Raw genomic sequence first — 22,028 nt, forward strand, 5'->3', positions numbered from 1 at the left:
CAGGGACGGGGCGGGAGGGTCAGGAATCCGACTCGTCAGGCGACTCGGCGGAAGACTCGACGGCGGACTCCACCTCGGCGGGCTCGGCGAAGGCGGCCGCGGCGGCCTCTCCGGCGAGGTCGGCATGACGCAGACGGCGGCGCTCGTCGTGATGCGCCAGCCCGGTTCCCGCCGGGATCAGGCGACCCACGATGACATTCTCCTTCAGTCCGCGCAGTTCGTCGCGCCCGCCGCGGGTGGCGGCCTCGGTCAGCACCCGGGTGGTCTCCTGGAAGGAGGCCGCCGAGATGAAGGATTCGGTCGCCAGCGAGGCCTTGGTGATACCCAGCAGGAGAATGTTGTAGCTGGCCGGGACCTTGCCCTCGGCCTCGGCCTTCTCGTTCTCCTCCAGCAGTATCGCCTTCTCGACCTGTTCGCCCCTGAGGAAGCGGGTATCGCCGGGCTCCAGGATCTCCACCTTGCGCATCATCTGGCGGATGATCACCTCGATGTGCTTGTCGTTGATCTTCACGCCCTGCAGCCGGTAGACGTCCTGGATCTCCTTGACCACATAATTGGCCATCTCGGTCACGCCCAGCAGGCGCAGGATGTCATGCGGATTGGGCTCGCCGTCGACGATGGTCTCGCCCTTCTCCACGTGTTCGCCCTCGAACACGGTGACGTGGCGCCACTTGGGAATCAGTTCCTCGTGCGCATCGCCGTCGGCCGGGGTGATGACCAGGCGCTGCTTGCCCTTGGTCTCCTTGCCGAAGGTGGCGGTGCCGGAGATCTCGGCCAGAATGGCCGGCTCCTTGGGTTTGCGGGCCTCGAACAGGTCCGCCACGCGCGGCAGACCGCCGGTGATGTCACGGGTCTTGGAGGACTCCTGCGGGATGCGCGCCACCACGTCACCGATCTCCACCGGGGCGCCGTCCTCCAGCCCGACGATGGCGCCGGCGGGCAGGAAGTAGTGGGCCGGTATGTCGGTGCCGGCGATCTTGAGCTCGTCGCCCTTCTCGTCGACCAGCTTGACCATCGGCCGCAGGTCCTTGCCCGCCGAGCCGCGCTGCTTGGGATCGGAGACGATCAGACTGGACAGGCCGGTGATCTCATCGGTTTCGCGGTTGACCGTGACGCCCTCGATGAAATCCGAGAACCGCACCCGGCCGCCCCCCTCAGTGACGATCGGGTGAGTATGCGGGTCCCAGTTGGCCACGATCTGGCCGGCCTCGACGGCATCGCCGTCATTGACCGACAGCACCGCGCCGTAGGGCAGCTTGTAGCGCTCGCGCTCGCGGCCGTTGGCGTCGACCACGCCGATCTCGCCGGAGCGGGACACCGCCACCAGGTTGCCCTCCTTGTTGGCGACCGTCTTGATGTTGTGCAGCCGGATGGTGCCGGCGGCCTTCACATCGACGTTGTTCACGGTCGCCGAACGGCTGGCCGCGCCGCCGATATGGAAGGTACGCATGGTCAGCTGGGTACCCGGCTCGCCGATGGACTGGGCGGCGATCACGCCGACCGCCTCGCCGCTGTTCACCCGATGCCCGCGGGCCAGGTCGCGCCCGTAGCACTGGGAGCAGACGCCGTAGCGGGACTCGCAGGTAATGGCGGAACGCACCTTGACCTGGTCCACGCCCATCAGTTCCAGCTTCTCGACCCAGCCCTCGTCGATCAGGGTACCGGCGGCGATGGCCAGTTCGTCCTTGCCCGGCAGGTAGGTATCCTCGGCCACCACCCGGCCCAGCACGCGCTCGCCCAGCGACTCGACCACATCGCCGCCCTCGACGATCGGGGTCATGAGCAGACCGTTCTCGGTACCGCAGTCCTCTTCGACCACCACCAGGTCCTGGGAGACGTCGACCAGACGCCGGGTCAGGTAACCGGAGTTGGCGGTCTTCAGCGCGGTATCGGCCAGACCCTTGCGTGCGCCGTGGGTGGAGATGAAGTACTGAATGACGTTCAGACCCTCACGGAAGTTCGCCGTGATCGGCGTCTCGATGATGGAGCCGTCCGGCTTGGCCATCAGGCCGCGCATGCCGGCCAGCTGGCGGATCTGGGCGGCACTGCCTCGGGCGCCGGAATCGGCCATCATGTACACGGAATTGAACGAATCCTGAGTGACGGCATTGCCTTCGGGATCGATCACCGTCTCACTGCCGAGCTTGGCCATCATGGCCTTGGCGACCTGATCGTTGGTGCGCGACCAGATATCGACTACCTTGTTGTAGCGCTCGCCGTTGGTGACCAGACCCGAGGTGTACTGGGCCTCGATCTCCTTCACCTCTTCCTCGGCACGGCCCAGGATGTCGTATTTCTCTTCCGGGATGACCATGTCGTCGGCGCCGAAGGAGACACCGGAACGGGTGGCGTAGCGGAAGCCCAGGTACATCAGCTGGTCGGCGAAGATGACCGTCTCCTTCAGCCCCACCCGGCGATAACAGGAATTGATGAGCCGGGAGATGACCTTCTTGGTCATGTTCTGATCGACCAGTTCGAAGGGCAGGCTGCGCGGCACGATCTCGTAGATCAGGGCGCGGCCGACGATGGTGTCGACGCGCTTCATCTCGGTGACGATCTCGCCGGCGTCATTGATCATGCTGTCCTCGATACGGACCTGGACCCGGGCATGCAGGTCCACCACGCCGTTGTCATAGGCGCGACGCAGTTCATTGAGGTCCGAGAAGGCCATACCGCGGCCCTTGGCGTCCATGCGCTCGCGCGACATGTAGTACAGGCCCAGCACCACGTCCTGCGACGGCACGATGATGGGCTCGCCGTTGGCGGGCGAGAGGATGTTGTTGGTGGACATCATCAGGGTGCGCGCTTCCAGCTGCGCCTCCAGCGACAGCGGCACGTGCACCGCCATCTGGTCGCCGTCGAAGTCGGCGTTGAAGGCGGCGCAGACCAGCGGGTGCAGCTGGATCGCCTTGCCCTCGATCAGCACCGGCTCGAAGGCCTGGATACCCAGGCGGTGCAGGGTCGGGGCGCGGTTGAGCATCACCGGATGCTCGCGGATGACCTCTTCGAGGATATCCCAGACCTCGGTGCTCTCGCGCTCGACCAGCTTCTTGGCCGCCTTGATGGTGGTGGCCACGCCCTGGCGGATGAGCTTGGAGAAGATGAAGGGCTTGAACAACTCCAGCGCCATGCGCTTGGGCAGCCCGCACTGGTGCAGGCGCAGGGTCGGGCCGACCACGATGACCGAACGGCCGGAGTAGTCGACGCGCTTGCCCAGCAGGTTCTGGCGGAAGCGGCCCTGCTTGCCCTTGATCATGTCGGCCAGGGACTTCAGCGGGCGCTTGTTGGTGCCGGTGATGGCACGGCCGCGGCGGCCGTTGTCCAGCAGGGCGTCGACCGACTCCTGCAGCATGCGCTTTTCGTTGCGCACGATGATGTCGGGGGCGTTGAGCTCCAGCAGCCGGCGCAGACGGTTGTTGCGGTTGATCACCCGGCGGTAAAGGTCGTTCAGGTCCGAGGTGGCGAAACGGCCGCCATCCAGCGGCACCAGCGGGCGCAGTTCCGGCGGCAGCACCGGCAGCACCTCCATGACCATCCATTCCTGCTTGTTGCCGGATTCGAGGAAGGACTCGATCAGCTTGAGGCGCTTGGCCAGACGCTTGAGCTTGGTCTCGGAATTGGTGGCGGCGATCTCCTCGCGCAGCCGGTTGGCCTCGGCCTGCATGTCGATGGATTTCAGCAGCTCGAACACCGCCTCGGCGCCCATGCGGGCGTCGAACTCGTCGCCGAATTCCTCGATGGTGTCGAGGTAGGCCTCGTCAGAGAGCAGCTGCCCCCGCTCCAGCGTGGTCATGCCGGGATCGATGACCACAAAGGCCTCGAAGTACAGCACCCGCTCGATGTCGCGCAGGGTCATGTCCAGCAGCAGGCCGATACGCGAAGGCAGCGACTTGAGGAACCAGATGTGGGCCACGGGGCTGGCCAGCTCGATATGGCCCATGCGTTCGCGGCGCACCTTGGCCAGGGTGACCTCGACGCCGCACTTCTCACAGACCACGCCGCGGTGCTTGAGGCGCTTGTACTTGCCGCACAGGCACTCGTAGTCCTTCACCGGACCGAAGATCTTGGCGCAGAACAGGCCGTCGCGCTCCGGCTTGAAGGTGCGGTAGTTGATGGTCTCGGGCTTTTTGACCTCACCGTAGGACCAGGACCGGATCATGTCGGGCGACGCCAGTCCGATGCGGATGGCGTCGAAGTCGTCCAGATGACCCTGCGGTTTCACCAGATTCAGTAAGTCTTTCATGGTCTGCTTTGCCTCGTGTCCGGGATCGGCGTCTGCCGATTCCCAAATAACTATCGTCCGTTACGCGACCGCGTCCGTGCTCAGTCCTGTTCCAGTTCGAGGTTGATGCCGAGCGAGCGGATCTCCTTGACCAGCACGTTGAAGGATTCGGGCATGCCCGCCTCCATGTGGTGATCGCCGTCCACGATACTCTTGTACATCTTGGTACGACCGTTGACGTCGTCGGACTTGACGGTGAGCATTTCCTGCAGCGTGTAGGCGGCGCCGTAGGCCTCCAGGGCCCAGACCTCCATCTCGCCGAAGCGCTGACCGCCGAACTGCGCCTTGCCGCCCAGCGGCTGCTGGGTGACCAGGCTGTACGGGCCGGTGGAACGGGCATGCATCTTGTCATCCACCAGGTGGTTGAGCTTGAGCATGTACATGTAGCCCACGGTCACCGGGCGGTCGAAGGCATCGCCGGTACGGCCGTCGTAGAGCACGGTCTGGCCCGATTCCGGCAGGTCCGCCAGTCTCAGCATGCCCTTGATCTCGTCCTCGTTGGCACCGTCGAACACCGGCGTCGCCATCGGCACGCCGCTGCGCAGGTTCTCGCCGAGCCGGACGATCTCGTCGTCGCTGAACTCGGCCAGATTCTCCTGCTTGCCGCTGGTGTTATAGATCTTGTCCAGGAAGCCGCGCAGTTCCTTGGGCTGAGCCTGGGCATCGAGCATGCCGCCGATCTTCAGACCCAGTCCCTTGGCGGCCCAGCCCAGGTGCGTTTCCAGCACCTGGCCGACGTTCATGCGCGAGGGTACGCCGAGCGGGTTGAGCACGATGTCGACCGGGGTACCGTCGTCGCCATAGGGCATGTCCTCCATCGGCACGATGGTCGAAATCACGCCCTTGTTGCCGTGGCGGCCGGCCATCTTGTCGCCGGGCTGGATGCGGCGCTTCACGGCCAGGTAGACCTTGACCATCTTCAGCACACCGGGGGCGAGGTCGTCGCCGGCCTTGATCTTCATCCGCTTCTCTTCGAGTTTCTTGTCGAACTCCTCGCGGATCTGCTTCAGACGCTCGGCGGCCTTCTCCAGCTGCTCGTTGGCCTCGTCGTTCTTGAGCCGGACCTCGAACCACTTGGATTTATCCAGCTCTTCCAGATAGGACTTGGTGATCTTGCTGCCGGGCTTGAGCTTGTTCGGCCCGCCCTCGGCGGTCTTGCCGATCAACAGCGCCTCGACGCGGCGATAGACGTCCTCGTCCATGATGCGCATCTGGTCGGCCAGATCCTTCTTGACCTGATCGAGCTGTTCTTCCTCGATCTGCAGGGCGCGCTTGTCCTTCTCCACGCCGTCGCGGGTGAACACCTGCACGTCGACCACGGTGCCGTCCATGCCTGAGGGCACGCGCAGCGAGGTGTCCTTCACGTCGGAGGCCTTCTCGCCGAAGATGGCGCGCAGCAGCTTCTCCTCCGGAGTGAGCTGGGTTTCGCCCTTGGGTGTGACCTTGCCGACCAGGATGTCGCCCGGCTTGACCTCGGCGCCGATGTAGACGATGCCGGACTCGTCCAGCTTGGCCAGTGCGCTCTCGCCCACGTTGGGGATGTCGCCGGAGATCTCCTCCGGACCCAGCTTGGTGTCGCGCGCAACGCAGTTGAGCTCCTCGATATGGATGGTGGTGAAACGGTCTTCCTGCACCACCCGCTCGGAGATCAGGATCGAGTCCTCGAAGTTGTAGCCGTTCCAGGGCATGAAGGCGACCAGCATGTTCTGGCCCAGCGCCAGTTCACCCATGTCGGTGCTCGGGCCATCGGCCAGCACGTCGCCCTTCGCGATCACGTCACCCGGATTGACCAGCGGGCGCTGGTTGATACAGGTGTTCTGGTTGGAACGGGTGTACTTGGTCAGGTTGTAGATGTCCACACCGGGCTCGCCGGCAACGGTCTCGTCGTCGTTGACGCGCACCACCACGCGGGCAGCGTCGACCGAGTCCACCACGCCGCCGCGACGCGCGGTCACGGCCACGCCGGAGTCGATGGCCACGGTACGCTCGATGCCGGTGCCGACCAGCGGCTTCTCGCTGCGCAGGGTCGGTACGGCCTGGCGCTGCATGTTCGAGCCCATCAGGGCGCGGTTGGCATCGTCGTGCTCCAGGAACGGCAGCAGCGCGGCGGCCACCGACACGATCTGGCGCGGCGAGACGTCGATGTAGTCGACCTTGTCCGGGGTGGACAGGGTGAACTCGTTCTGGTGCCGGCAGGAGATCAGGTCATCGGTGAGCATGCCCTTGTCGTCCATGGCGGCGTTGGCCTGGGCGATGACGTACTGCCCTTCCTCGATCGCCGACAGGTATTCGACGTCGTCGGTCACCCGGCCGTCCACCACCTTGCGGTAGGGGGTTTCCAGGAAGCCGTACTTGTTGGTGCGGGCGAACACGGCCAGCGAGTTGATCAGGCCGATGTTCGGACCTTCCGGGGTCTCGATCGGGCAGACGCGACCGTAGTGGGTCGGGTGCACGTCGCGCACCTCGAAGCCGGCGCGCTCGCGGGTCAGGCCACCCGGGCCGAGCGCAGAGACGCGGCGCTTGTGGGTGACCTCGGACAGCGGGTTGTTCTGGTCCATGAACTGCGACAGCTGCGAGGAGCCGAAGAATTCCTTGATCGCGGCGGCCACCGGCTTGGCGTTGATCAGCTCCTGCGGCATCAGGCCCTCGCTCTCGGCCATGGACAGACGCTCCTTGACCGCGCGCTCGACGCGCACCAGACCGATGCGGAAGACATTCTCGGCCATCTCGCCGACACAGCGGATGCGGCGGTTGCCCAGGTGATCGATGTCGTCGACGAAACCGTTGCCGTTGCGGATGTCGACCAGGGCCTTCATCACGGCAATGATGTCGGAGTTATCGCCGTGCTGCTCGACCAGCGTCTTCGACGCCTCGTCGGTGCGGGTCTTGAAGTAGACGCCGTCGTAGAGCACGCCCGGGCCCTCGACCTCGTCGCGGCCGACCCGGCGGTTGAATTTCATCCGGCCGACCGCGGACAGGTCGTAGCGGTCCTCGGTGAAGAACAGGTTGTTGAACAGGTTCTGGGCCGCTTCCTTGGTCGGCGGCTCACCCGGACGCATCATGCGGTAGATCTCGACCTGGGCCTCCAGTTCGCTGGCGGTCGGGTCGATGCGCAGGGTCTCGGAGATGTAGGGACCGCGGTCCAGATCATTGGTATAGAGGGTCTTGACCTGCTTGATGCCGGCCTCGCGCAGCTTCGCGACCAACTCTTCGGTGAGCTCGTCGTTGGCATTGGCGATGATCTCGCCGCTGGCCTTGTCCACCACGTTGTGCGACAGCACCTTGCCGACCAGGTAGGACTCGGGCACGACCAGGCTCTTCACCCCGGCCTGATCCAGTTCGCGGATGTGACGGGCGGTGATGCGGCGGCCTTCCTCGACCAGCACGTCATTGCCGATCCTGATGTCGAAGATGGCGGTTTCACCGCGCAGGCGCTCAGGCACCAGGTCCAGCTTGATCTCGTTCTTGCCGATGTGGAAGGTGTTGGTATCGAAGAAGATATCCAGGATCTGCTCGACCTCGTAACCCAGCGCGCGCAGCAGAATGGTCGCCGGCAGCTTGCGGCGACGGTCGATACGCACGAAGAGGCAGTCCTTGGGGTCGAACTCGAAGTCCAGCCAGGAGCCGCGGTAGGGAATGACCCGCGCGGAATACAGCAGCTTGCCGGAGGAGTGGGTCTTGCCCTTGTCGTGGTCGAAGAACACGCCCGGCGAACGGTGCAGCTGGGAGACGATGACGCGCTCGGTGCCGTTGATGACGAAGGTGCCGTTCTCGGTCATCAGCGGCATCTCGCCGAAGTAGACCTCCTGCTCCTTGATGTCCTTGATCGGCTTGTTCTCGGCCGAGGACTCCTTGTCATAGATGATCAGGCGCACCAGCGCGCGCAGGGGCGCGGCGTAGGTCATGCCGCGCAGCTGGCACTCCTTGACGTCGAAGGTCGGGGTGCCGAGACGGTAACTGACATATTCCAGGGCAGCGTTGCCGGAATAACTCTGGATCGGGAACACCGAGGAGAAGGCCGCATGCAGACCGCAGTCCTCGCGCTGCTCCGCACCACCCTGACCGGTCTGCAGAAAACGCTCATAGGACTCGATCTGTGTCGCCAGCAGGTACGGGACCTGGAGAATACTGGGTCGCTTGCCGAAATCCTTGCGAATACGTTTCTTATCGGTGAAGCTGTAGCCCATCGGTGTTCCTCTCGAATAAATGCAGGTACTGGGGTGCCGGGCAGCAGGGACGCTGAAGAGACCGCGAACCTGGACCTGGCGCTTGTAGCGTCAACAAACAGAAAAAGGCCGGCAGCTCAGTTTCGCCACCAGCCGGAGCTTTCCCCGGTGCTGAGTGAAGCGCCCCGCGAACGGGGCGCCACCCATGTCTCGAATGCCAATCTGATATTACTTGACCTCGACGCTTGCACCAGCCTCTTCAAGCTGCTTCTTGATGTCTTCGGCCTCGTCCTTGGAAGCGCCTTCCTTGATGGTGGAGGGCGCGCCCTCGACCATGTCCTTGGCTTCCTTCAGACCCAGGCCGGTGATGCCGCGGACGACCTTGATCACGCCGACCTTGTTGGAACCGAAGCTGGTCATAACCACGTCGAACTCGGTCTTCTCCTCGGCGGCAGCGGCTTCGCCACCCCCGGCGGCAGCCGGGGCGGCAGCCACGGCAGCGGCGGCGGAAACACCGAACTTCTCTTCCATCGCCTCAACGAGTTCAACGACTTCCATCACGCTCATGTTGGCGATGGTGTCCAGGATGTCTTCTTTGGAAACTGCCATGGTAATCACTCCTAATACTTGTCCACAAGCCCGCAAGGGGCGTCAAATTTTTGAACCGGGTCAGGCCGCCTGTTCCTTCTGATCGCGGATGGCCGCCACGGTGCGAACCAGCTTGCCCGGCACCTCGTTGAGGGTGCGGGCCAGCTTCTCGGTCGGGGCCTTCATCAGCATCATCAGGATTGCCAGGGCTTCATCGCGAGTCGGCAGCTTGGCCAGGCGTTCCAGATCATTGGCCGGGAGCAGTTTGCCGCTGAGGGCAAGAAACTTGACCTGGAGCTTGTCAGTCTCCTTGGTGAAGTCCTTGACCACACGGGCGGCAGCGCCCGGATCCTCCTGGGAGAAGGCCAGCATCAGCGGGCCCACCAGGCTGTCTGAAATGCACTCGAACTCGGTGCCCTGAACGGCACGACGGGCCAGGGTGTTCTTCACGACCCGGACATAGACGCCGTTTTCCCGCGCCTTGCGGCGCAGCGCGGTCATCTGGTCCACGGTCAGACCGCGATATTCCGCCGCCACGGCGGAATAGGCGCTTGCGGCCACTTCGGACACCTCGGCAACCACGGTCTTCTTCTGCTCAAGACTCAGTGCCATCAGTTACCTCCTGCGATACAGAGCGAATCTGTATCCGGTTTCACTTATGGAACAATCCCTTGCGGGATCCGTTCCCCGTTACGGTGGCCGAGGACAAGTTTCAGAAAAAACCGTCTTGGCGACACCGTCTGCGCAGGCTGTCAGAGATTAAGCTCGGGGCTGACCCCTCGCGCCTGCGGTCTTTGACGACAAACCGCTGCCGGAAGACAGCGGCGTGCCACAAAGTCTGTTGCGTGCGGGCGCGGCCGCAGCCGCCCCCGCGGGACCCGCCCGCTCAGGAAGCGAGCGTGGCCTGGTCGACAGCGATGCCCGGGCCCATGGTGGTGGACACGGTCACCTTCTTCATATAAATCCCCTTGGCCGCGGCGGGCTTGACCTTGCGCAGGTCTGCCAGCAGGGCCTCCAGGTTGCCCTTCAGGGCGTCGACATCGAAATCCACCTTGCCGATAGTGCAGTGGATGATGCCGGCCTTGTCGGTACGGTAGCGCACCTGACCGGCCTTGGCGTTGTTCACCGCGGCGGCCACATCGGTGGCCACGGTGCCGACCTTGGGATTGGGCATCAGGCCGCGCGGCCCCAGGATCTGACCCAGCTGACCGACCACGCGCATGGCGTCGGGGGTGGCGATGACCACGTCGAAGTCCAGGTTGCCGCCCTTGATGCTCTCGGCCAGGTCCTCGAAGCCGACCACGTCGGCGCCGGCGTCCTTCGCCGCATCGGCGTTGGCACCCTGGGCGAACACCGCCACGCGCACGCTCTGGCCGGTGCCGTTGGGCAGCACGGTGGAACCGCGCACCACCTGGTCCGACTTGCGCGGGTCGACGCCGAGGTTGACCGCGACATCGACGGATTCCTTGAACTTGGCCCCGCTCAACTCCTTCAGCAGACTGAACGCGTCATCGATGGGATACAGCTTGCCCGGCTCGACCTTCTCGCGGATGGCCTTCATACGTTTGGAAAGTTTTGCCATGATCAAGCCTCCTCGACGTCCAGGCCCATGCTGCGGGCGCTGCCGGCTATGATGCGCACGGCCGCGTCCAGGTCAGCGGCATTCAGGTCCTGCATCTTGGTCTGAGCGATCTCCTCGAGCTGCGCCCGGGTCACCTTACCCACCTTCTGGGTGTTCGGCACGGGACTGCCCTTGCTGATGCCAGCGGCCTTCTTCAGCAGGATCGCGGCCGGAGGCGTCTTCATGACGAAGGTGAAGCTGCGATCGTTGTAGACGGTGATCACCACCGGGATCGGCAGCCCCTTCTCAACATCCTGGGTCTGGGCGTTGAAGGCCTTGCAGAACTCCATGATGTTCACGCCGTGCTGGCCCAGCGCAGGGCCGACCGGCGGCGAGGGGTTCGCCTCCTGGGCTGCAACCTGCAGCTTGATGTAGGCTTCGACTTTCTTTGCCATTTCGCTTCTCCTGTGGGTGCGAACGCCTCGTTATGATTCGGGTTTGTCCCGATCTCCGGAGGCTCCCCGGTTAAATAGAGACACAAGTTGCAAGTAGAAACCGTTTGGACCAGCTGCCAGCGGTCGGCATTGACGCAGAGCCAAGCGCGTTCATCCGGTTTTCAACTTGTAACCTGTATCCTGCCTCTTGTATCTGGCCGTCAGGCTTTTTCTACCTGACTGAACTCCAGCTCGACCGGCGTGGAACGGCCGAAGATGAGCACGGCCACGCGCAGCCGGCTCTTCTCGTAGTTGACCTCTTCCACCACGCCGTTGAAATCGTTGAAGGGGCCGTCGGTGACGCGTACCACCTCGCCCACCTCGAACAGGACCTTGGGCCGCGGCTTCTCCACGCCCTCCTGGATCCGGTTCAGGATCTGGTCGGCCTCGCGATCGGAGATCGGCGCCGGACGATCACTGGTACCGCCGATGAAGCCCATGACCTTGGGCACATCCTTGACCAGGTGCCAGGTCTCGTCGTCCATCTCCATCTGGACCAGGACATAGCCGGGAAAGAATTTGCGCTCGCTCTTGCGCTTCTGCCCCTCGCGCATTTCCACGACTTCCTCGGTCGGGACCAGGATCTCGCCGAACCTCTCCTGCATGCCGCTGCGGGCAACACGCTCCTCAAGCGAACGCTTGACCTGGTTCTCGAACCCCGAGTAGGCGTGTACGACATACCAACGCTTAGCCATCCTCAACCGCCCCTTATCCGGTTATCCAGCCGACCAGCCAGAACAGGAGCTTGTCCAGCAGCCACAGAATCAAACCCACAATGATGACCATCGCGAACACGATCAACGCCGTCTGAATGGTCTCCTGCCGGCTCGGCCAGACCACCTTGCGCACTTCCATACGGGCACTGCCGATGAAACCGATCGCCTGGGCACCCTTGGCAGTCTGCGCAAAGATGAACAGCACCACGCCCACGACAGCCAGCAGCCCCAGCACGCGGAACAGCAGGTTGTAGTCGGCAAAATGATAAAAGCCGGCCACGCCTCCGAGGAGAAGCGCAACGGCCAGCACCATTTTCGCGGTATCCAGTTTCGAGCCTTCGGTTTCTACCTTAGCATTCATAGCCAGCGGCCAGGTGTACCTGTTTGGGAGCCCGGCATTGTTGTCCGGCCCTAACGGCCGGCACCTGCCCCAGTTAAGTGGCAGGGCAGGAGGGAATCGAACCCCCAACCTGCGGTTTTGGAGACCGCCGCTCTGCCAATTGAGCTACTGCCCTATAAATTCTGCAGGAGCGGCCCTGGCCGCGAAGTGTTCGCGGGCGAGCCCGCTCCTGCAATGGATTACAACTTACTCGATGATCTTGGAGACCACGCCGGCGCCGACAGTACGGCCGCCTTCGCGAATGGCGAAGCGCAGACCCTCTTCCATCGCGATCGGCGCAATCAGCGACACCGTCATCTTCACGTTGTCGCCCGGCATCACCATCTCCACGCCTTCCGGCAGATCGCACGCACCCGTCACGTCCGTCGTGCGGAAATAGAACTGCGGACGATAACCGTTGAAGAACGGGGTGTGACGACCGCCCTCATCCTTGGAGAGCACGTACACCTCGCACTCGAACTTGGTGTGCGGCGTGATCGAACCCGGCACGCACAGCACCTGACCGCGCTCCACATCGTCACGCTTGGTCCCGCGCAGCAGCACGCCCACGTTGTCGCCCGCCTCGCCCGAGTCCAGCAGCTTGCGGAACATCTCCACACCCGTCACCGTGGTCTTGGTGGTGTCGCGCATACCCACGATCTCCACCTCGTCGCCCACCTTGACGATGCCGCGCTCGATACGACCGGTCACCACCGTGCCGCGACCCGAAATCGAGAACACGTCCTCGATCGGCATCAGGAACGGCTGGTCCACCGGACGCTCCGGCACCGGAATGTAGCTGTCCAGCGCCTCCAGCAGCTTCTCGATCGACGGCACGCCGATCTCCGAGGTGTCGCCTTCCAGCGCCTTGAGCGCCGAACCGGTAATGATCGGGGTGTCGTCGCCGGGGAAATCATAGGAAGACAGCAGATCGCGGATCTCCATCTCCACCAGCTCCAGCAGCTCCGGATCATCCACCTGGTCGGCCTTGTTCATGTACACCACGATCGAGGGCACACCCACCTGACGCGCCAGCAGGATGTGCTCGCGGGTCTGCGGCATCGGGCCGTCGGCCGCACTCACCACCAGGATCGCGCCGTCCATCTGCGCGGCACCGGTGATCATGTTCTTCACATAGTCGGCGTGACCGGGGCAGTCCACGTGCGCGTAGTGGCGCGCGTCCGTCTCGTACTCCACGTGAGCGGTGGCAATCGTGATCCCGCGCGCACGCTCTTCCGGGGCATTGTCGATCTGATCGTAGGCCCGGAACTCGCCGCCCATCTTCTCGGCACCCACCTTCGTCAGCGCCGCCGTCAGCGTCGTCTTACCATGGTCCACGTGACCTATCGTTCCCACGTTCACGTGCGGCTTCGTTCGCTCAAATTTTTCCTTGGACATGGAAGATCTCCCACTCGTTTTTGCTCGACAAGACGGCCAGCGTCTTTCAGGTTACTAATTTAATATGGAGCCCATAACCAGATTTGAACTGGTGACCTCTTCCTTACCAAGGAAGTGCTCTACCGACTGAGCTATATGGGCTTGAATTCAGCTGCCGGATGCAGACCGCAGAGCGGGGTGATCACAACCCGTTCCTGCAGGCACATCCTGACACTACCCTTGGAGCGGGTGATGGGAATCGAACCCACATCATCAGCTTGGAAGGCTGAGGTTCTACCATTGAACTACACCCGCGCAATTCCGGGACCCGGGCCCCGCATCCCGGGGAGTTCCCTGGCCCTCCGCCCTCCGGGCCGTCACGCTGCGCGTGACGTTTAACAATCACCTGGTGGAGGGGGGAGGATTCGAACCTCCGAAGGCTGAGCCAGCAGATTTACAGTCTGCCCCCTTTGGCCGCTCGGGAACCCCTCCAAAACGAAGCAGCGTATTTTGGTTAAGTCACCCGCCGGTGTCAACTCCCGATGCCGATCAAGCGAATAATTTATCCGGAAAAATCCGTGACCGGCCCGGGCGCCTTTGCTAGCATGCCGCGAGGGGTCTGCCGGGACCTCGCCGGCTGCGCCGGCGGCCGCGGCCGATCTCGGGCCGGGCTCGGCAGTCCGACCTCGGTTTTCAATAAAAATTAAATAGATACCAATCTGGGGACAGCATGAAGGTCACGATCTACGGTTCCGGCTATGTGGGCCTGGTCACCGGCGCCTGCCTGGCAGAGGTGGGCAACGAGGTTCTGTGCGTCGATATCGATCCGGACAAGATCGAGCGGCTGCAGCGGGGGGAGATTCCCATCTACGAGCCCGGCCTGGAGCGGATGGTGGAGGAAAACAGCCGGGCCGGCCGGCTGCGCTTCACCCTGGATCCGGCCGAGGGCGTCGCCCATGGCCTGTTCCAGTTCATCGCCGTGGGCACGCCCCCCGACGAGGACGGATCGGCCGATCTGCAGCATGTGCTCGCGGTGGCCGGCGCGATCGGCGAGCAGCTGCAGGAATACCGCATCGTGGTCAACAAATCGACCGTGCCGGTCGGTACCGCCGACCGGGTGCGGGAACGTATCGGCCAGGCCCTGGCCGGACGCGGGGTCCAGGTCGAGTTCGACGTGGTCTCCAACCCGGAATTCCTCAAGGAAGGCGCGGCCATCAACGATTTCATGCGCCCGGACCGCATCGTGGTCGGCACCGACAACCCGCGCACCGCGGAACTGCTGCGCGCGCTCTATGCCCCTTTCAACCGCAACCACGACCGCCTGTTGGCCATGGACATCCGCTCGGCTGAACTGACCAAGTACGCCGCCAACGCCATCCTGGCCACCAAGATCAGCTTCATGAACGAACTGTCCAACCTGGCCGAGCGGCTGGGCGCGGACATCGAACAGGTGCGCGTCGGCATCGGCTCCGATCCGCGCATCGGCTACCAGTTCATCTACCCGGGCGCCGGTTACGGAGGCTCCTGTTTTCCCAAGGATGTCAAGGCATTGGAGCGAACGGCGCGCGACTGCGGCTACCATGCCGAACTGCTCGGCGCGGTGGAAAACGTCAACGAGCGCCAGAAGCAGGTGCCCTTCACCAAGCTCCAGCAGCACTTCGGCGATCTCGGCGGCCGCACCATCGCCCTGTGGGGCCTGGCCTTCAAGCCCAACACCGACGACATGCGCGAGGCCTCCAGCCGGGTGCTGATGGAGGCCCTGTGGGCGGCCGGGGCGCGGGTCCGGGCCTATGACCCGGTGGCGATGGAGGAATGCGGGCGCCTCTATGGCGAACGCGGGGATCTGGTGTTGTGCGACTCGGCCATGGCGGCGGTGGATGGGGCCGATGCCCTGGTGGTGATCACCGAATGGAAGGAATTCCGCAGCCCGGATTTCTTCCAGATCCGCGACAGCCTGAACGAGCCGGTGCTGGTCGACGGCCGCAATATCTACGACCCGGCCCAGATGGCCACCATGGGCTACACCTACTACTCCATCGGCCGGGGACCGCGCCAGCCGGGCTGACCCCGGCTCAGGCCGAACAGCCGTCACATATGGCGGCTGAACTCCCCGAGTTCGATGCCGTCCATCTGCTCGAACAGGGCCTCACCGTCCACATGCACCAGGCGCTCGTGATCGCCGGCATCGAAATAGATGTCCGGCTGCTCGGCCAGCTGCCGGTCGACCAGGGTGCGCAGTCCATAGGCCGGCCCCAGCGCCGGCATCGCACCCAGTTCGCAGTCCTCGAACAATGACGCCAGTTCGGGCTCATCGGCCAGTTCCACGTGCCGGTGCAGGTGCGCATCCAGCGCCTGCAGATCCAGCCGGTGGGTGGCGGGGATGAGCGCCATCAGGTAGCCCTGATCGTCGTGCAGAATCACCGGCTTGGCCATGCAGTCGCCGGGAACGTGGGCCTGCGCCGCCGTTTCCAGGCTGCTCATGGTGTGCGGGTGGGTCAGCAGTTCGTAGGGGATCTCGTGCTCGATCAGATAACGACTGACATGTTGTGCCATGCTCATGGGATGTCCTCCATGCCACACTTGTATTACCTGTCCCTGAGTATAGACCCTCCGCAGCGGTCCACGGCCTACAGATAACGGATCCGGTAGCGCGGCGGCTCGTGTGACAGCCGTTCGATGTCCCCCAGGTGCAGGCCGTACCGGCCGCCCGGCTGTTCCTCGAAATACAGCTTCAGCGTCTCCGCCACCACCTGGAAGGCGAGCGCATCCCAGGGCACGTCGTCGCGGTCGAACAGGGCCGCCTCGAGACTTTCCTGCCCGGCGCTGAAATCCGGGGCCTGCAGACGGCCGCGAAACAGCATGTAGACCTGGTCGATGTGCGGGAGGTTGAACACGGCGTAGAGGGCATCCAGCGCGACCCGGGCGTTGGTCTCCTCCAGGGTCTCGCGCGCCGCCGCCTGCTGGGTGGTCTCACCCAACTCCATGAACCCGGCCGGCAGAGTCCACAGGCCGTAACGCGGCTCGATGGCGCGCCGGCACAGCAGCACCCGGCCCTCCCATTCGGCGATGCAGCCGGCGACGATGTTCGGGTTCTGGTAATGTATGGTGCGGCAGCTGTCGCAGACATAGCGCGGCCGGTCGTCGCCCGCCGGTATCTGCAAACTGACCGGGGCGGCGCATTCGCTGCAGAACTTCATTGCGGCCTCCGCGGCCGGATGGTCACTACATCATGCATCTCGTCATTCTGCTCATCATCGTGCTTGCCCTGCTGTTCGGCCCGCAGCTGTGGGTACAGTGGGTGATGCGCCGTCACAGCGCCGAGCGCGAGGACTTCCCCGGCACCGGCGGCGAGTTTGCCCGACATCTGCTGCAGCGGCTGCAGCTGGACCAGGTCGGCGTGGAGGAAACCGAACGCGGCGATCACTACGATCCCACCAGCCGCACCGTGCGGCTGAGTCCGGACAACTTCCACGGCCGCTCGCTCACGGCGGTGGTGGTGGCCGCGCACGAGGTCGGCCACGCCATCCAGCACGCCGGCAACTATCGCTGGCTGAACCTGCGCCACCGGTTGGTGCCGCTGGCCAACACCGCCCAGCAGCTGGGCAATGTGCTGTTCTTCGCCATCCCGGTCATCGCGGTGCTGACCCGGGCACCCTCCAGCGGCCTGCTGCTGCTCGTCGGCGCCCTGCTCAGCTTCGGCGCCGCGGCCCTGGTGCACCTGATCACGCTGCCGGTGGAGTTCGATGCCAGTTTCAACCGCGCCCTGCCGCTGCTCAAGGCCGGGCGCTATGTGCCCGCGCCCGACCAGCGGGCGGCGCACAGCATCCTGCGCGCGGCGGCCATGACCTATGTCGCGGCCTCCTTCGCCAGCCTGCTCAACCTGTGGCGCTGGCTGCGGGTGCTCAGGCGCGCCTGAACCTTTTGCGGTTTACGCAGCTCAGGCCTCTCCGGACTCAGCCCAACCGGCCGACACTCTCCGCATCCGCATATTTTCCGTCATTCCGGCGCAGGCCGGACAAAAGCGCCTGCGCGTTGAACGCCCGCAAGGGCAGCCTTTATGCCCCATGGGTGCGAAGGGCGAGCGAACCGAGTAATCCAGCGACCGCCGCGGCTACTGGATCCCGGCCTGCGCCGGGATGACGGGAAGCGTTATGCAGCAGAGACTCAGCCCCAGTCCGCCACCAGGCTGATCTTGCCCATGGCCCGGCCGGATTCCAGCAGGGCATGGGCCTGCGCAACCTCGGAGAAGCCGAAGCGCTGCTCGTGAATCAGCGGCCGCACCCGGCCGCTGTCGACCAGGCCGGCGATCTCGCGCAGGATATTGCCGTGCGCGGCCTTGTCGTAGTCGTGCAGCATGTTGATCAGCATGAACACCGTGTGCAGGCTCAGGCTCTTCTGGAAGGCCGGCTTGATGTCCAGGGTCGAGCGCCCGGCGATGGTCACCACCCGCCCCTTCAGCGCGGCGGCCTCGATGGACTGGTCCAGCGCCGGCTGGCCCACGGTGTCGAACACCAGGTCGAAGCCGCGCCCGCCGGTGCAGCGCTCGACATACTGGCTCACTGTCTCCTGGCGATAGTCGATCACGCACTCCGCGCCCAGTTGCTGCGCCTGCTCGCGCTTGGCCGCCTCGCTGGCCGTGGCCGCCACCCGCGCGCCGCCCCAGCGCGCCAGCTGCACGGCCATGTGGCCGACACCGCCGGTACCGCCGTGAACCAGCACGAAATCATCCGCCTGCACCCGGCCCTTCTCGATCATTGCCTCCCAGGCGGTGATCGCCACCAGCGGCAGCACCGCGGCCTCCTCCAGCGACAGACTCTTCGGTTTCGGCGCCAGCAGTTCGGCATCGGCCAGCATGTATTCGGCCAGCGCCCCCGGCCGGCCCTTCAGGCCGCCGGCGCAGCCGTAGACTTCGGCGCCGGGGCGGAAGGCGGTCACGCCCGCGCCGACCGCCTCCACCACCCCGGCGACATCGGCGTGCAGCACGGCCGGAAACTCCGGCCCCACCGGCACGTCGCCGCGGCGGATCTTGCAGTCGACCGGATTCACACTGCTCGCCGCCACCCGGATCAGCACCTGGCCCGGACCGGGCTCGGGGCGCGGCAGTTCGGCGGGCTCGAACACCTCCGGGCCGCCGAAGCGGTTGATGACATAAGCGCGCATCACTACCTCCCCTGCATCATGAATAGCAATCAGAACCTGATGCACTAAGCTTAACGTCTAAAACCGCAGCAAGCACGAGGAGGACTCATGATCGGCAGAAAGAATATCGTCTTCGGTTTTCTCTACCTGGTCCTGACCGCCGCCCTCGGTCCCTACATGGTCACCAAGGTCATTCCCGAGGTCGGTGAGGCCGGCGCGACCAAGCAGCAGAGCATGTCGGAACTGCAGCTGATGGCCAGCAACGATTTCGAGCAGGACCTGGAACCCATGGACGCCGACGCCATCGCCCGCAGCAACACCCGGGCGCTGCTGGATCTGAACCGCATGCTGCAGAGCGAGGCCCAGCTCGACGAGATCAAGGGCGGTCCGCACACCCACGGCAATCTCGAGTCCGTGCTCAACATCCTGGCCGGCCTGACCCTGGGCTTTCTCACCGTGCCGCTGTGGTGGAAGCAAGCCATCAGCTGGAGCTTCATCCTGGGCGCACTGCTGCACTCCGGCATGCTCTATCTGGGCGTGATTTTCCGCCAGGGCTGGGCCATACAGGTGCTGGACACCGGCATCGGCCCGCTGCTGGTGCTGCTCGGCCTGCTGCTGGCCGGCATCGCCGCCGCGGTCGGCTTCAGTCGCGAACCGGTGCGCGACGACTAGCCGGCTTCCTCCTCGGCCAGGGCCTGCCGGCGGGCCGGCCACAGCCGGTCGCCCCACTGGTAGGCCACCAGACCGGCCAGCACCACGGCCACGCCCAGCAGCATGCGCGGCGTGAGCGTCTCGCCGTTGAACACCGCTCCCAGCAACAGGGCCAGCACCGGCGTGATCAACGGGATCAGCGCCAGCCGGGTCGCGGCCAGATGCTTGAGCGCATAGTAGTAGAGCATGAAGCCGAGCACCGAGCCCATCAGCGCCAGATACAGGATCGACAGCAGGGCGCGCTCGCTCACGCCCGCCGGCAGGCCACCGTCGACCAGCCCCCAGGTCAGGGCATACAGGGGCGCGGCCACCAGCAGCCCGCCGCCGGTCTGTGACAGCGGATGCAGGCCGGCATCGATACGCTTGATCCAGACGGCACTGGCCGAGTGCAGTATCACCGCCAGGGTCACGCCGGCGATGCCGTAGACCGCCTGATCGCCCAGATTGCCGCCGACCTCGAAGATGACGCCGAGGCCGCCCAGCCCCAGCAGCATGCCCAGCAGTCGCCCGGGAGTGAAGGCGCTCTCCTCCAACCACAGTGCCGCCATCAGGCCGGTGGCGATGGGCGCCAGCCCGAACACCACCGAGATCAGTCCCGAAGGGATGAACTGGGCCGACCAGTACACCGACAGCATGGCGGTATAGATGCTCAGGCCGGCGGCCAGGTAGGCCAGCCAGGCGCGGCGGTGGCGCGGCAGGGGGATGCTGAGCGCACCCATCAGGGCCAGGCACAGCAGCGCGCCCAGCAGCATGCGCGCGGTCACGCCGAACAGGAAGCCGCCCCCCTCACCGCTCCACTGGATGGCGAGCGGCGTGGTCGACCAGATCAATATCACCCCGAGATAAGCCGCCGGCACGGACATTTTTCTTCTCCCGAAAAACGAAAAAGGCCACAGAGTGAACTGTGGCCTTCGGAACGGAACTGCTGACTTTATTCGGTAATAACTAGTACCGGTTCCTCCAGCCATGACGGGCCATGCAGCGCAGCCAGACCGCGTTGCGATGGACGTTCAGCAGGAAGTAGCGATTCAAATTCATGTTGGGGAGTGTGCCAGCATTCCGGTGTCGGGGTCAATGTTCAGGATGCTCTGATCAATCCGTCATGCCGGCGAAGCCGGTACCGGGATGACGAAAGGAAATCAATCAGCGCCTGCTTCATTCATAGGGTGGAGTGGCGCTGATGCGATGGATGCTCAGATCCGCGCCCAGGTATTCCTCTTCCTGGGTCAGGCGCAGGCCGACAATCATACGGATCAGGCCATAGACCAGGAAGCCGCCGATCAGGGCGATGCCGATACCGGCCAGGGTGCCGATCAGCTGCACGGGCAGGCTGACCCCGCCCAGACCGCCCAGCGCGGTGCTGCCGAAAATGCCGGCGGCGATGCCACCCCAGGCGCCGCACAGGCCGTGCAACGGCCAGACACCAAGCACGTCGTCGATCCTCCAGCGGTTCTGGGTCAGGGTGAAGGTCCAGACGAACAGGGCGCCCGCCACCGCACCGGTGGCCAGCGCCCCGAGCGGATGCATCAGATCGGAGCCGGCGCAGATGGCCACCAGCCCGGCCAGCGGTCCGTTGTGCACGAAGCCCGGGTCGTTGCGACCCACGAACAGGGCCGCCAGTACACCCCCGACCATGGCCATGAGCGAGTTCACCGCCACCAGGCCGCTGATCGCCTCCACGGTCTGGGCCGACATCACATTGAAGCCGAACCAGCCCACGGTGAGGATCCAGGCCCCCAGCGCCAGGAAGGGGATGCTGGACGGGGGATGGGCATACATCTCGCCATTCTTGCCGTAGCGGCCGTGGCGCGGCCCCAGCAGCAGCACCGCCGTCAGCGCCAGCCAGCCGCCCATGGCATGCACCACCACCGAGCCGGCGAAGTCATGGAAGCCGACGCCGAAGGTCTGTTCCAGCCAGCCCTGAAAACCGAAGTTGCCGTTCCAGACCAGGCCCTCGAACAAGGGATAGATCAGGGCGACCAGCGCAAAGGTGGCCGCGAGCTGGGGATAGAAGCGGGCGCGCTCGGCGATGCCGCCGGAAATGATGGCGGGAATGGCCGCGGCGAAGGTGAGCAGGAAGAAGAATTTCACCAGTTCATAGCCGTTGTTGAAGATCAGCGCCTCGGCCGGATCGAGAAAACCCAGCCCGTAGGCGATCCCGTAGCCGATGAAGAAGTAGGCAATGGTCGACACCGCGAAGTCGCTGATGATCTTGACCAGGGCGTTGACCTGGTTCTTTGCCCGCACCGTGCCCACCTCGAGAAAGGCGAAGCCCGCATGCATGGCCAGCACCATGATGGCGCCGAGCAGGATGAAGAGTACGTCGGTTCCCGACTGGAATGCTTCCATTGTGTCCCCTCGTGCACTGTCGTTGTTCGAATTGCGCCACAAGGAAGCAGTAATCGTGCCCGGGAATTAAAGGGATATAAAACAGTATGATGAAAAATCGCAGCAGAAGAGGACCGCTGTAATTGCACATCCATGGTGCAGCGCCGCCCCGAACCGCTCCCGAATGGGGCGAACTGGCAGGGCGCGCGGCCCGCTCGAGACACGCAGGTTTCGGGCAACCGGACCCATGCGCACCGCCGAAGCAGCCGCGCGCCACGCCACGGTGC

17 protein-coding genes and 4 tRNA genes are annotated in these 22,028 nt (G+C 64.5%); 3 read left to right on the plus strand and 18 right to left on the minus strand.

The genetic code is table 11. The annotated features are described in order from the left end of the window. Positions 1–19: 19 nt before the first annotated feature. The 13 genes from rpoC to CFK21_RS13315 form a co-directional block, all read right to left on the minus strand. Complete coding sequence (gene rpoC / locus CFK21_RS13255; protein WP_096367107.1) at positions 20–4,243, minus strand: DNA-directed RNA polymerase subunit beta'; 4,224 nt, start codon at positions 4,241–4,243, stop codon at positions 20–22. Between the two features lie 80 nt (positions 4,244–4,323). Beyond that, positions 4,324–8,469 carry a DNA-directed RNA polymerase subunit beta gene (gene rpoB, locus CFK21_RS13260; RefSeq protein ID WP_096367108.1) on the minus strand — a complete coding sequence of 1,382 codons (4,146 nt, stop codon included), beginning with the start codon at positions 8,467–8,469 and terminating at the stop codon, positions 4,324–4,326. Positions 8,470–8,676: 207 nt separating this feature from the next. Beyond that, on the minus strand, positions 8,677–9,057 hold the full coding sequence (rplL, locus tag CFK21_RS13265; protein WP_096367109.1) for a 50S ribosomal protein L7/L12: 381 nt from the start codon (positions 9,055–9,057) through the stop codon (positions 8,677–8,679). A 60-nt stretch (positions 9,058–9,117) separates the two neighbouring features. After that, positions 9,118–9,648 carry a 50S ribosomal protein L10 gene (gene rplJ, locus CFK21_RS13270; protein ID WP_096367110.1) on the minus strand — a complete coding sequence of 177 codons (531 nt, stop codon included), beginning with the start codon at positions 9,646–9,648 and terminating at the stop codon, positions 9,118–9,120. Positions 9,649–9,922: 274 nt separating this feature from the next. Next, positions 9,923–10,618 carry a 50S ribosomal protein L1 gene (rplA, locus tag CFK21_RS13275; protein WP_096367111.1) on the minus strand — a complete coding sequence of 232 codons (696 nt, stop codon included), beginning with the start codon at positions 10,616–10,618 and terminating at the stop codon, positions 9,923–9,925. Positions 10,619–10,620: 2 nt separating this feature from the next. Further along, the gene (gene rplK / locus CFK21_RS13280) at positions 10,621–11,052 is read right to left on the minus strand and encodes a 50S ribosomal protein L11 (RefSeq protein WP_096367112.1); all 432 of its coding nucleotides are present in this window, start codon (positions 11,050–11,052) and stop codon (positions 10,621–10,623) included. 200 nt (positions 11,053–11,252) lie between these two features. Beyond that, the gene (gene nusG, locus CFK21_RS13285; protein WP_096367113.1) at positions 11,253–11,786 is read right to left on the minus strand and encodes a transcription termination/antitermination protein NusG; all 534 of its coding nucleotides are present in this window, start codon (positions 11,784–11,786) and stop codon (positions 11,253–11,255) included. A gap of 13 nt (positions 11,787–11,799) precedes the next feature. Beyond that, positions 11,800–12,168, minus strand: a complete 369-nt coding sequence (gene secE, locus CFK21_RS13290) for a preprotein translocase subunit SecE (protein WP_096367114.1) — start codon at positions 12,166–12,168, stop codon at positions 11,800–11,802. A 78-nt stretch (positions 12,169–12,246) separates the two neighbouring features. Beyond that, a tRNA-Trp gene (locus CFK21_RS13295) sits at positions 12,247–12,322 on the minus strand. 71 nt (positions 12,323–12,393) lie between these two features. After that, positions 12,394–13,584, minus strand: coding sequence for an elongation factor Tu (gene tuf, locus CFK21_RS13300; RefSeq protein WP_096367115.1), 1,191 nt, complete (start codon positions 13,582–13,584; stop codon positions 12,394–12,396). Positions 13,585–13,649: 65 nt separating this feature from the next. Continuing rightward, positions 13,650–13,725: transfer RNA gene (locus CFK21_RS13305), tRNA-Thr, on the minus strand. A 79-nt stretch (positions 13,726–13,804) separates the two neighbouring features. After that, positions 13,805–13,878: transfer RNA gene (locus CFK21_RS13310), tRNA-Gly, on the minus strand. Between the two features lie 92 nt (positions 13,879–13,970). Next, positions 13,971–14,055, minus strand: a tRNA-Tyr gene (locus tag CFK21_RS13315). Between the two features lie 238 nt (positions 14,056–14,293). On the opposite strand from CFK21_RS13315, the gene CFK21_RS13320 reads away from it, so the two are divergent. Continuing rightward, on the plus strand, positions 14,294–15,628 hold the full coding sequence (locus CFK21_RS13320; protein ID WP_096367116.1) for a UDP-glucose dehydrogenase family protein: 1,335 nt from the start codon (positions 14,294–14,296) through the stop codon (positions 15,626–15,628). Between the two features lie 23 nt (positions 15,629–15,651). Here CFK21_RS13320 and CFK21_RS13325 read toward each other — a convergent pair whose 3' ends face one another. Together CFK21_RS13325 and CFK21_RS13330 are read right to left on the minus strand one after the other, a co-directional pair. Next, complete coding sequence (locus tag CFK21_RS13325) at positions 15,652–16,122, minus strand: aminoacyl-tRNA deacylase (protein ID WP_096367117.1); 471 nt, start codon at positions 16,120–16,122, stop codon at positions 15,652–15,654. Positions 16,123–16,190: 68 nt separating this feature from the next. After that, the gene (locus tag CFK21_RS13330; RefSeq protein WP_096367118.1) at positions 16,191–16,760 is read right to left on the minus strand and encodes an NUDIX hydrolase; all 570 of its coding nucleotides are present in this window, start codon (positions 16,758–16,760) and stop codon (positions 16,191–16,193) included. 32 nt (positions 16,761–16,792) lie between these two features. Here CFK21_RS13330 and CFK21_RS13335 point away from each other — a divergent pair, with 32 nt between their 5' ends. Further along, complete coding sequence (locus CFK21_RS13335; protein WP_096367119.1) at positions 16,793–17,479, plus strand: zinc metallopeptidase; 687 nt, start codon at positions 16,793–16,795, stop codon at positions 17,477–17,479. Positions 17,480–17,727: 248 nt separating this feature from the next. Here CFK21_RS13335 and CFK21_RS13340 read toward each other — a convergent pair whose 3' ends face one another. Next, positions 17,728–18,723: a zinc-dependent alcohol dehydrogenase family protein gene (locus CFK21_RS13340; protein ID WP_096367120.1), complete on the minus strand. Its 996-nt coding sequence runs from the start codon at positions 18,721–18,723 to the stop codon at positions 17,728–17,730. A gap of 87 nt (positions 18,724–18,810) precedes the next feature. On the opposite strand from CFK21_RS13340, the gene CFK21_RS13345 reads away from it, so the two are divergent. Next, positions 18,811–19,374 carry a hypothetical protein gene (locus CFK21_RS13345; RefSeq protein WP_096367121.1) on the plus strand — a complete coding sequence of 188 codons (564 nt, stop codon included), beginning with the start codon at positions 18,811–18,813 and terminating at the stop codon, positions 19,372–19,374. On the opposite strand, the gene CFK21_RS13350 is transcribed toward CFK21_RS13345, so the two are convergent. Both CFK21_RS13350 and CFK21_RS13355 read right to left on the minus strand, forming a co-directional pair. Beyond that, the gene (locus CFK21_RS13350; RefSeq protein WP_096367122.1) at positions 19,371–20,276 is read right to left on the minus strand and encodes a DMT family transporter; all 906 of its coding nucleotides are present in this window, start codon (positions 20,274–20,276) and stop codon (positions 19,371–19,373) included. The genes CFK21_RS13345 and CFK21_RS13350 overlap by 4 nt on opposite strands. A 292-nt stretch (positions 20,277–20,568) precedes the next feature. After that, on the minus strand, positions 20,569–21,762 hold the full coding sequence (locus CFK21_RS13355; protein WP_096367123.1) for an ammonium transporter: 1,194 nt from the start codon (positions 21,760–21,762) through the stop codon (positions 20,569–20,571). Between the last annotated feature and the right edge of the window lie 266 nt (positions 21,763–22,028).

This window comes from Thiohalobacter thiocyanaticus, assembly GCF_002356355.1.
GTDB classification, from domain to species: domain Bacteria; phylum Pseudomonadota; class Gammaproteobacteria; order Thiohalobacterales; family Thiohalobacteraceae; genus Thiohalobacter; species Thiohalobacter thiocyanaticus_A.

Coding starts and splice junctions, on each gene's coding strand:
- rpoC (WP_096367107.1), bottom strand. CDS start 4,243: ATGAAAGACTTACTGAATCTGGTGAAACCGCAGGGTCATCTGGACGAC.
- CFK21_RS13340 (WP_096367120.1), bottom strand. CDS start 18,723: ATGCGCGCTTATGTCATCAACCGCTTCGGCGGCCCGGAGGTGTTCGAG.
- secE (WP_096367114.1), bottom strand. CDS start 12,168: ATGAATGCTAAGGTAGAAACCGAAGGCTCGAAACTGGATACCGCGAAA.
- CFK21_RS13335 (WP_096367119.1), top strand. CDS start 16,793: ATGCATCTCGTCATTCTGCTCATCATCGTGCTTGCCCTGCTGTTCGGC.
- CFK21_RS13350 (WP_096367122.1), bottom strand. CDS start 20,276: ATGTCCGTGCCGGCGGCTTATCTCGGGGTGATATTGATCTGGTCGACC.
- rplA (WP_096367111.1), bottom strand. CDS start 10,618: ATGGCAAAACTTTCCAAACGTATGAAGGCCATCCGCGAGAAGGTCGAG.
- rpoB (WP_096367108.1), bottom strand. CDS start 8,469: ATGGGCTACAGCTTCACCGATAAGAAACGTATTCGCAAGGATTTCGGC.
- CFK21_RS13355 (WP_096367123.1), bottom strand. CDS start 21,762: ATGGAAGCATTCCAGTCGGGAACCGACGTACTCTTCATCCTGCTCGGC.
- CFK21_RS13330 (WP_096367118.1), bottom strand. CDS start 16,760: ATGAAGTTCTGCAGCGAATGCGCCGCCCCGGTCAGTTTGCAGATACCG.
- CFK21_RS13345 (WP_096367121.1), top strand. CDS start 18,811: ATGATCGGCAGAAAGAATATCGTCTTCGGTTTTCTCTACCTGGTCCTG.
- tuf (WP_096367115.1), bottom strand. CDS start 13,584: ATGTCCAAGGAAAAATTTGAGCGAACGAAGCCGCACGTGAACGTGGGA.
- rplK (WP_096367112.1), bottom strand. CDS start 11,052: ATGGCAAAGAAAGTCGAAGCCTACATCAAGCTGCAGGTTGCAGCCCAG.
- CFK21_RS13320 (WP_096367116.1), top strand. CDS start 14,294: ATGAAGGTCACGATCTACGGTTCCGGCTATGTGGGCCTGGTCACCGGC.
- rplJ (WP_096367110.1), bottom strand. CDS start 9,648: ATGGCACTGAGTCTTGAGCAGAAGAAGACCGTGGTTGCCGAGGTGTCC.
- nusG (WP_096367113.1), bottom strand. CDS start 11,786: ATGGCTAAGCGTTGGTATGTCGTACACGCCTACTCGGGGTTCGAGAAC.
- rplL (WP_096367109.1), bottom strand. CDS start 9,057: ATGGCAGTTTCCAAAGAAGACATCCTGGACACCATCGCCAACATGAGC.
- CFK21_RS13325 (WP_096367117.1), bottom strand. CDS start 16,122: ATGAGCATGGCACAACATGTCAGTCGTTATCTGATCGAGCACGAGATC.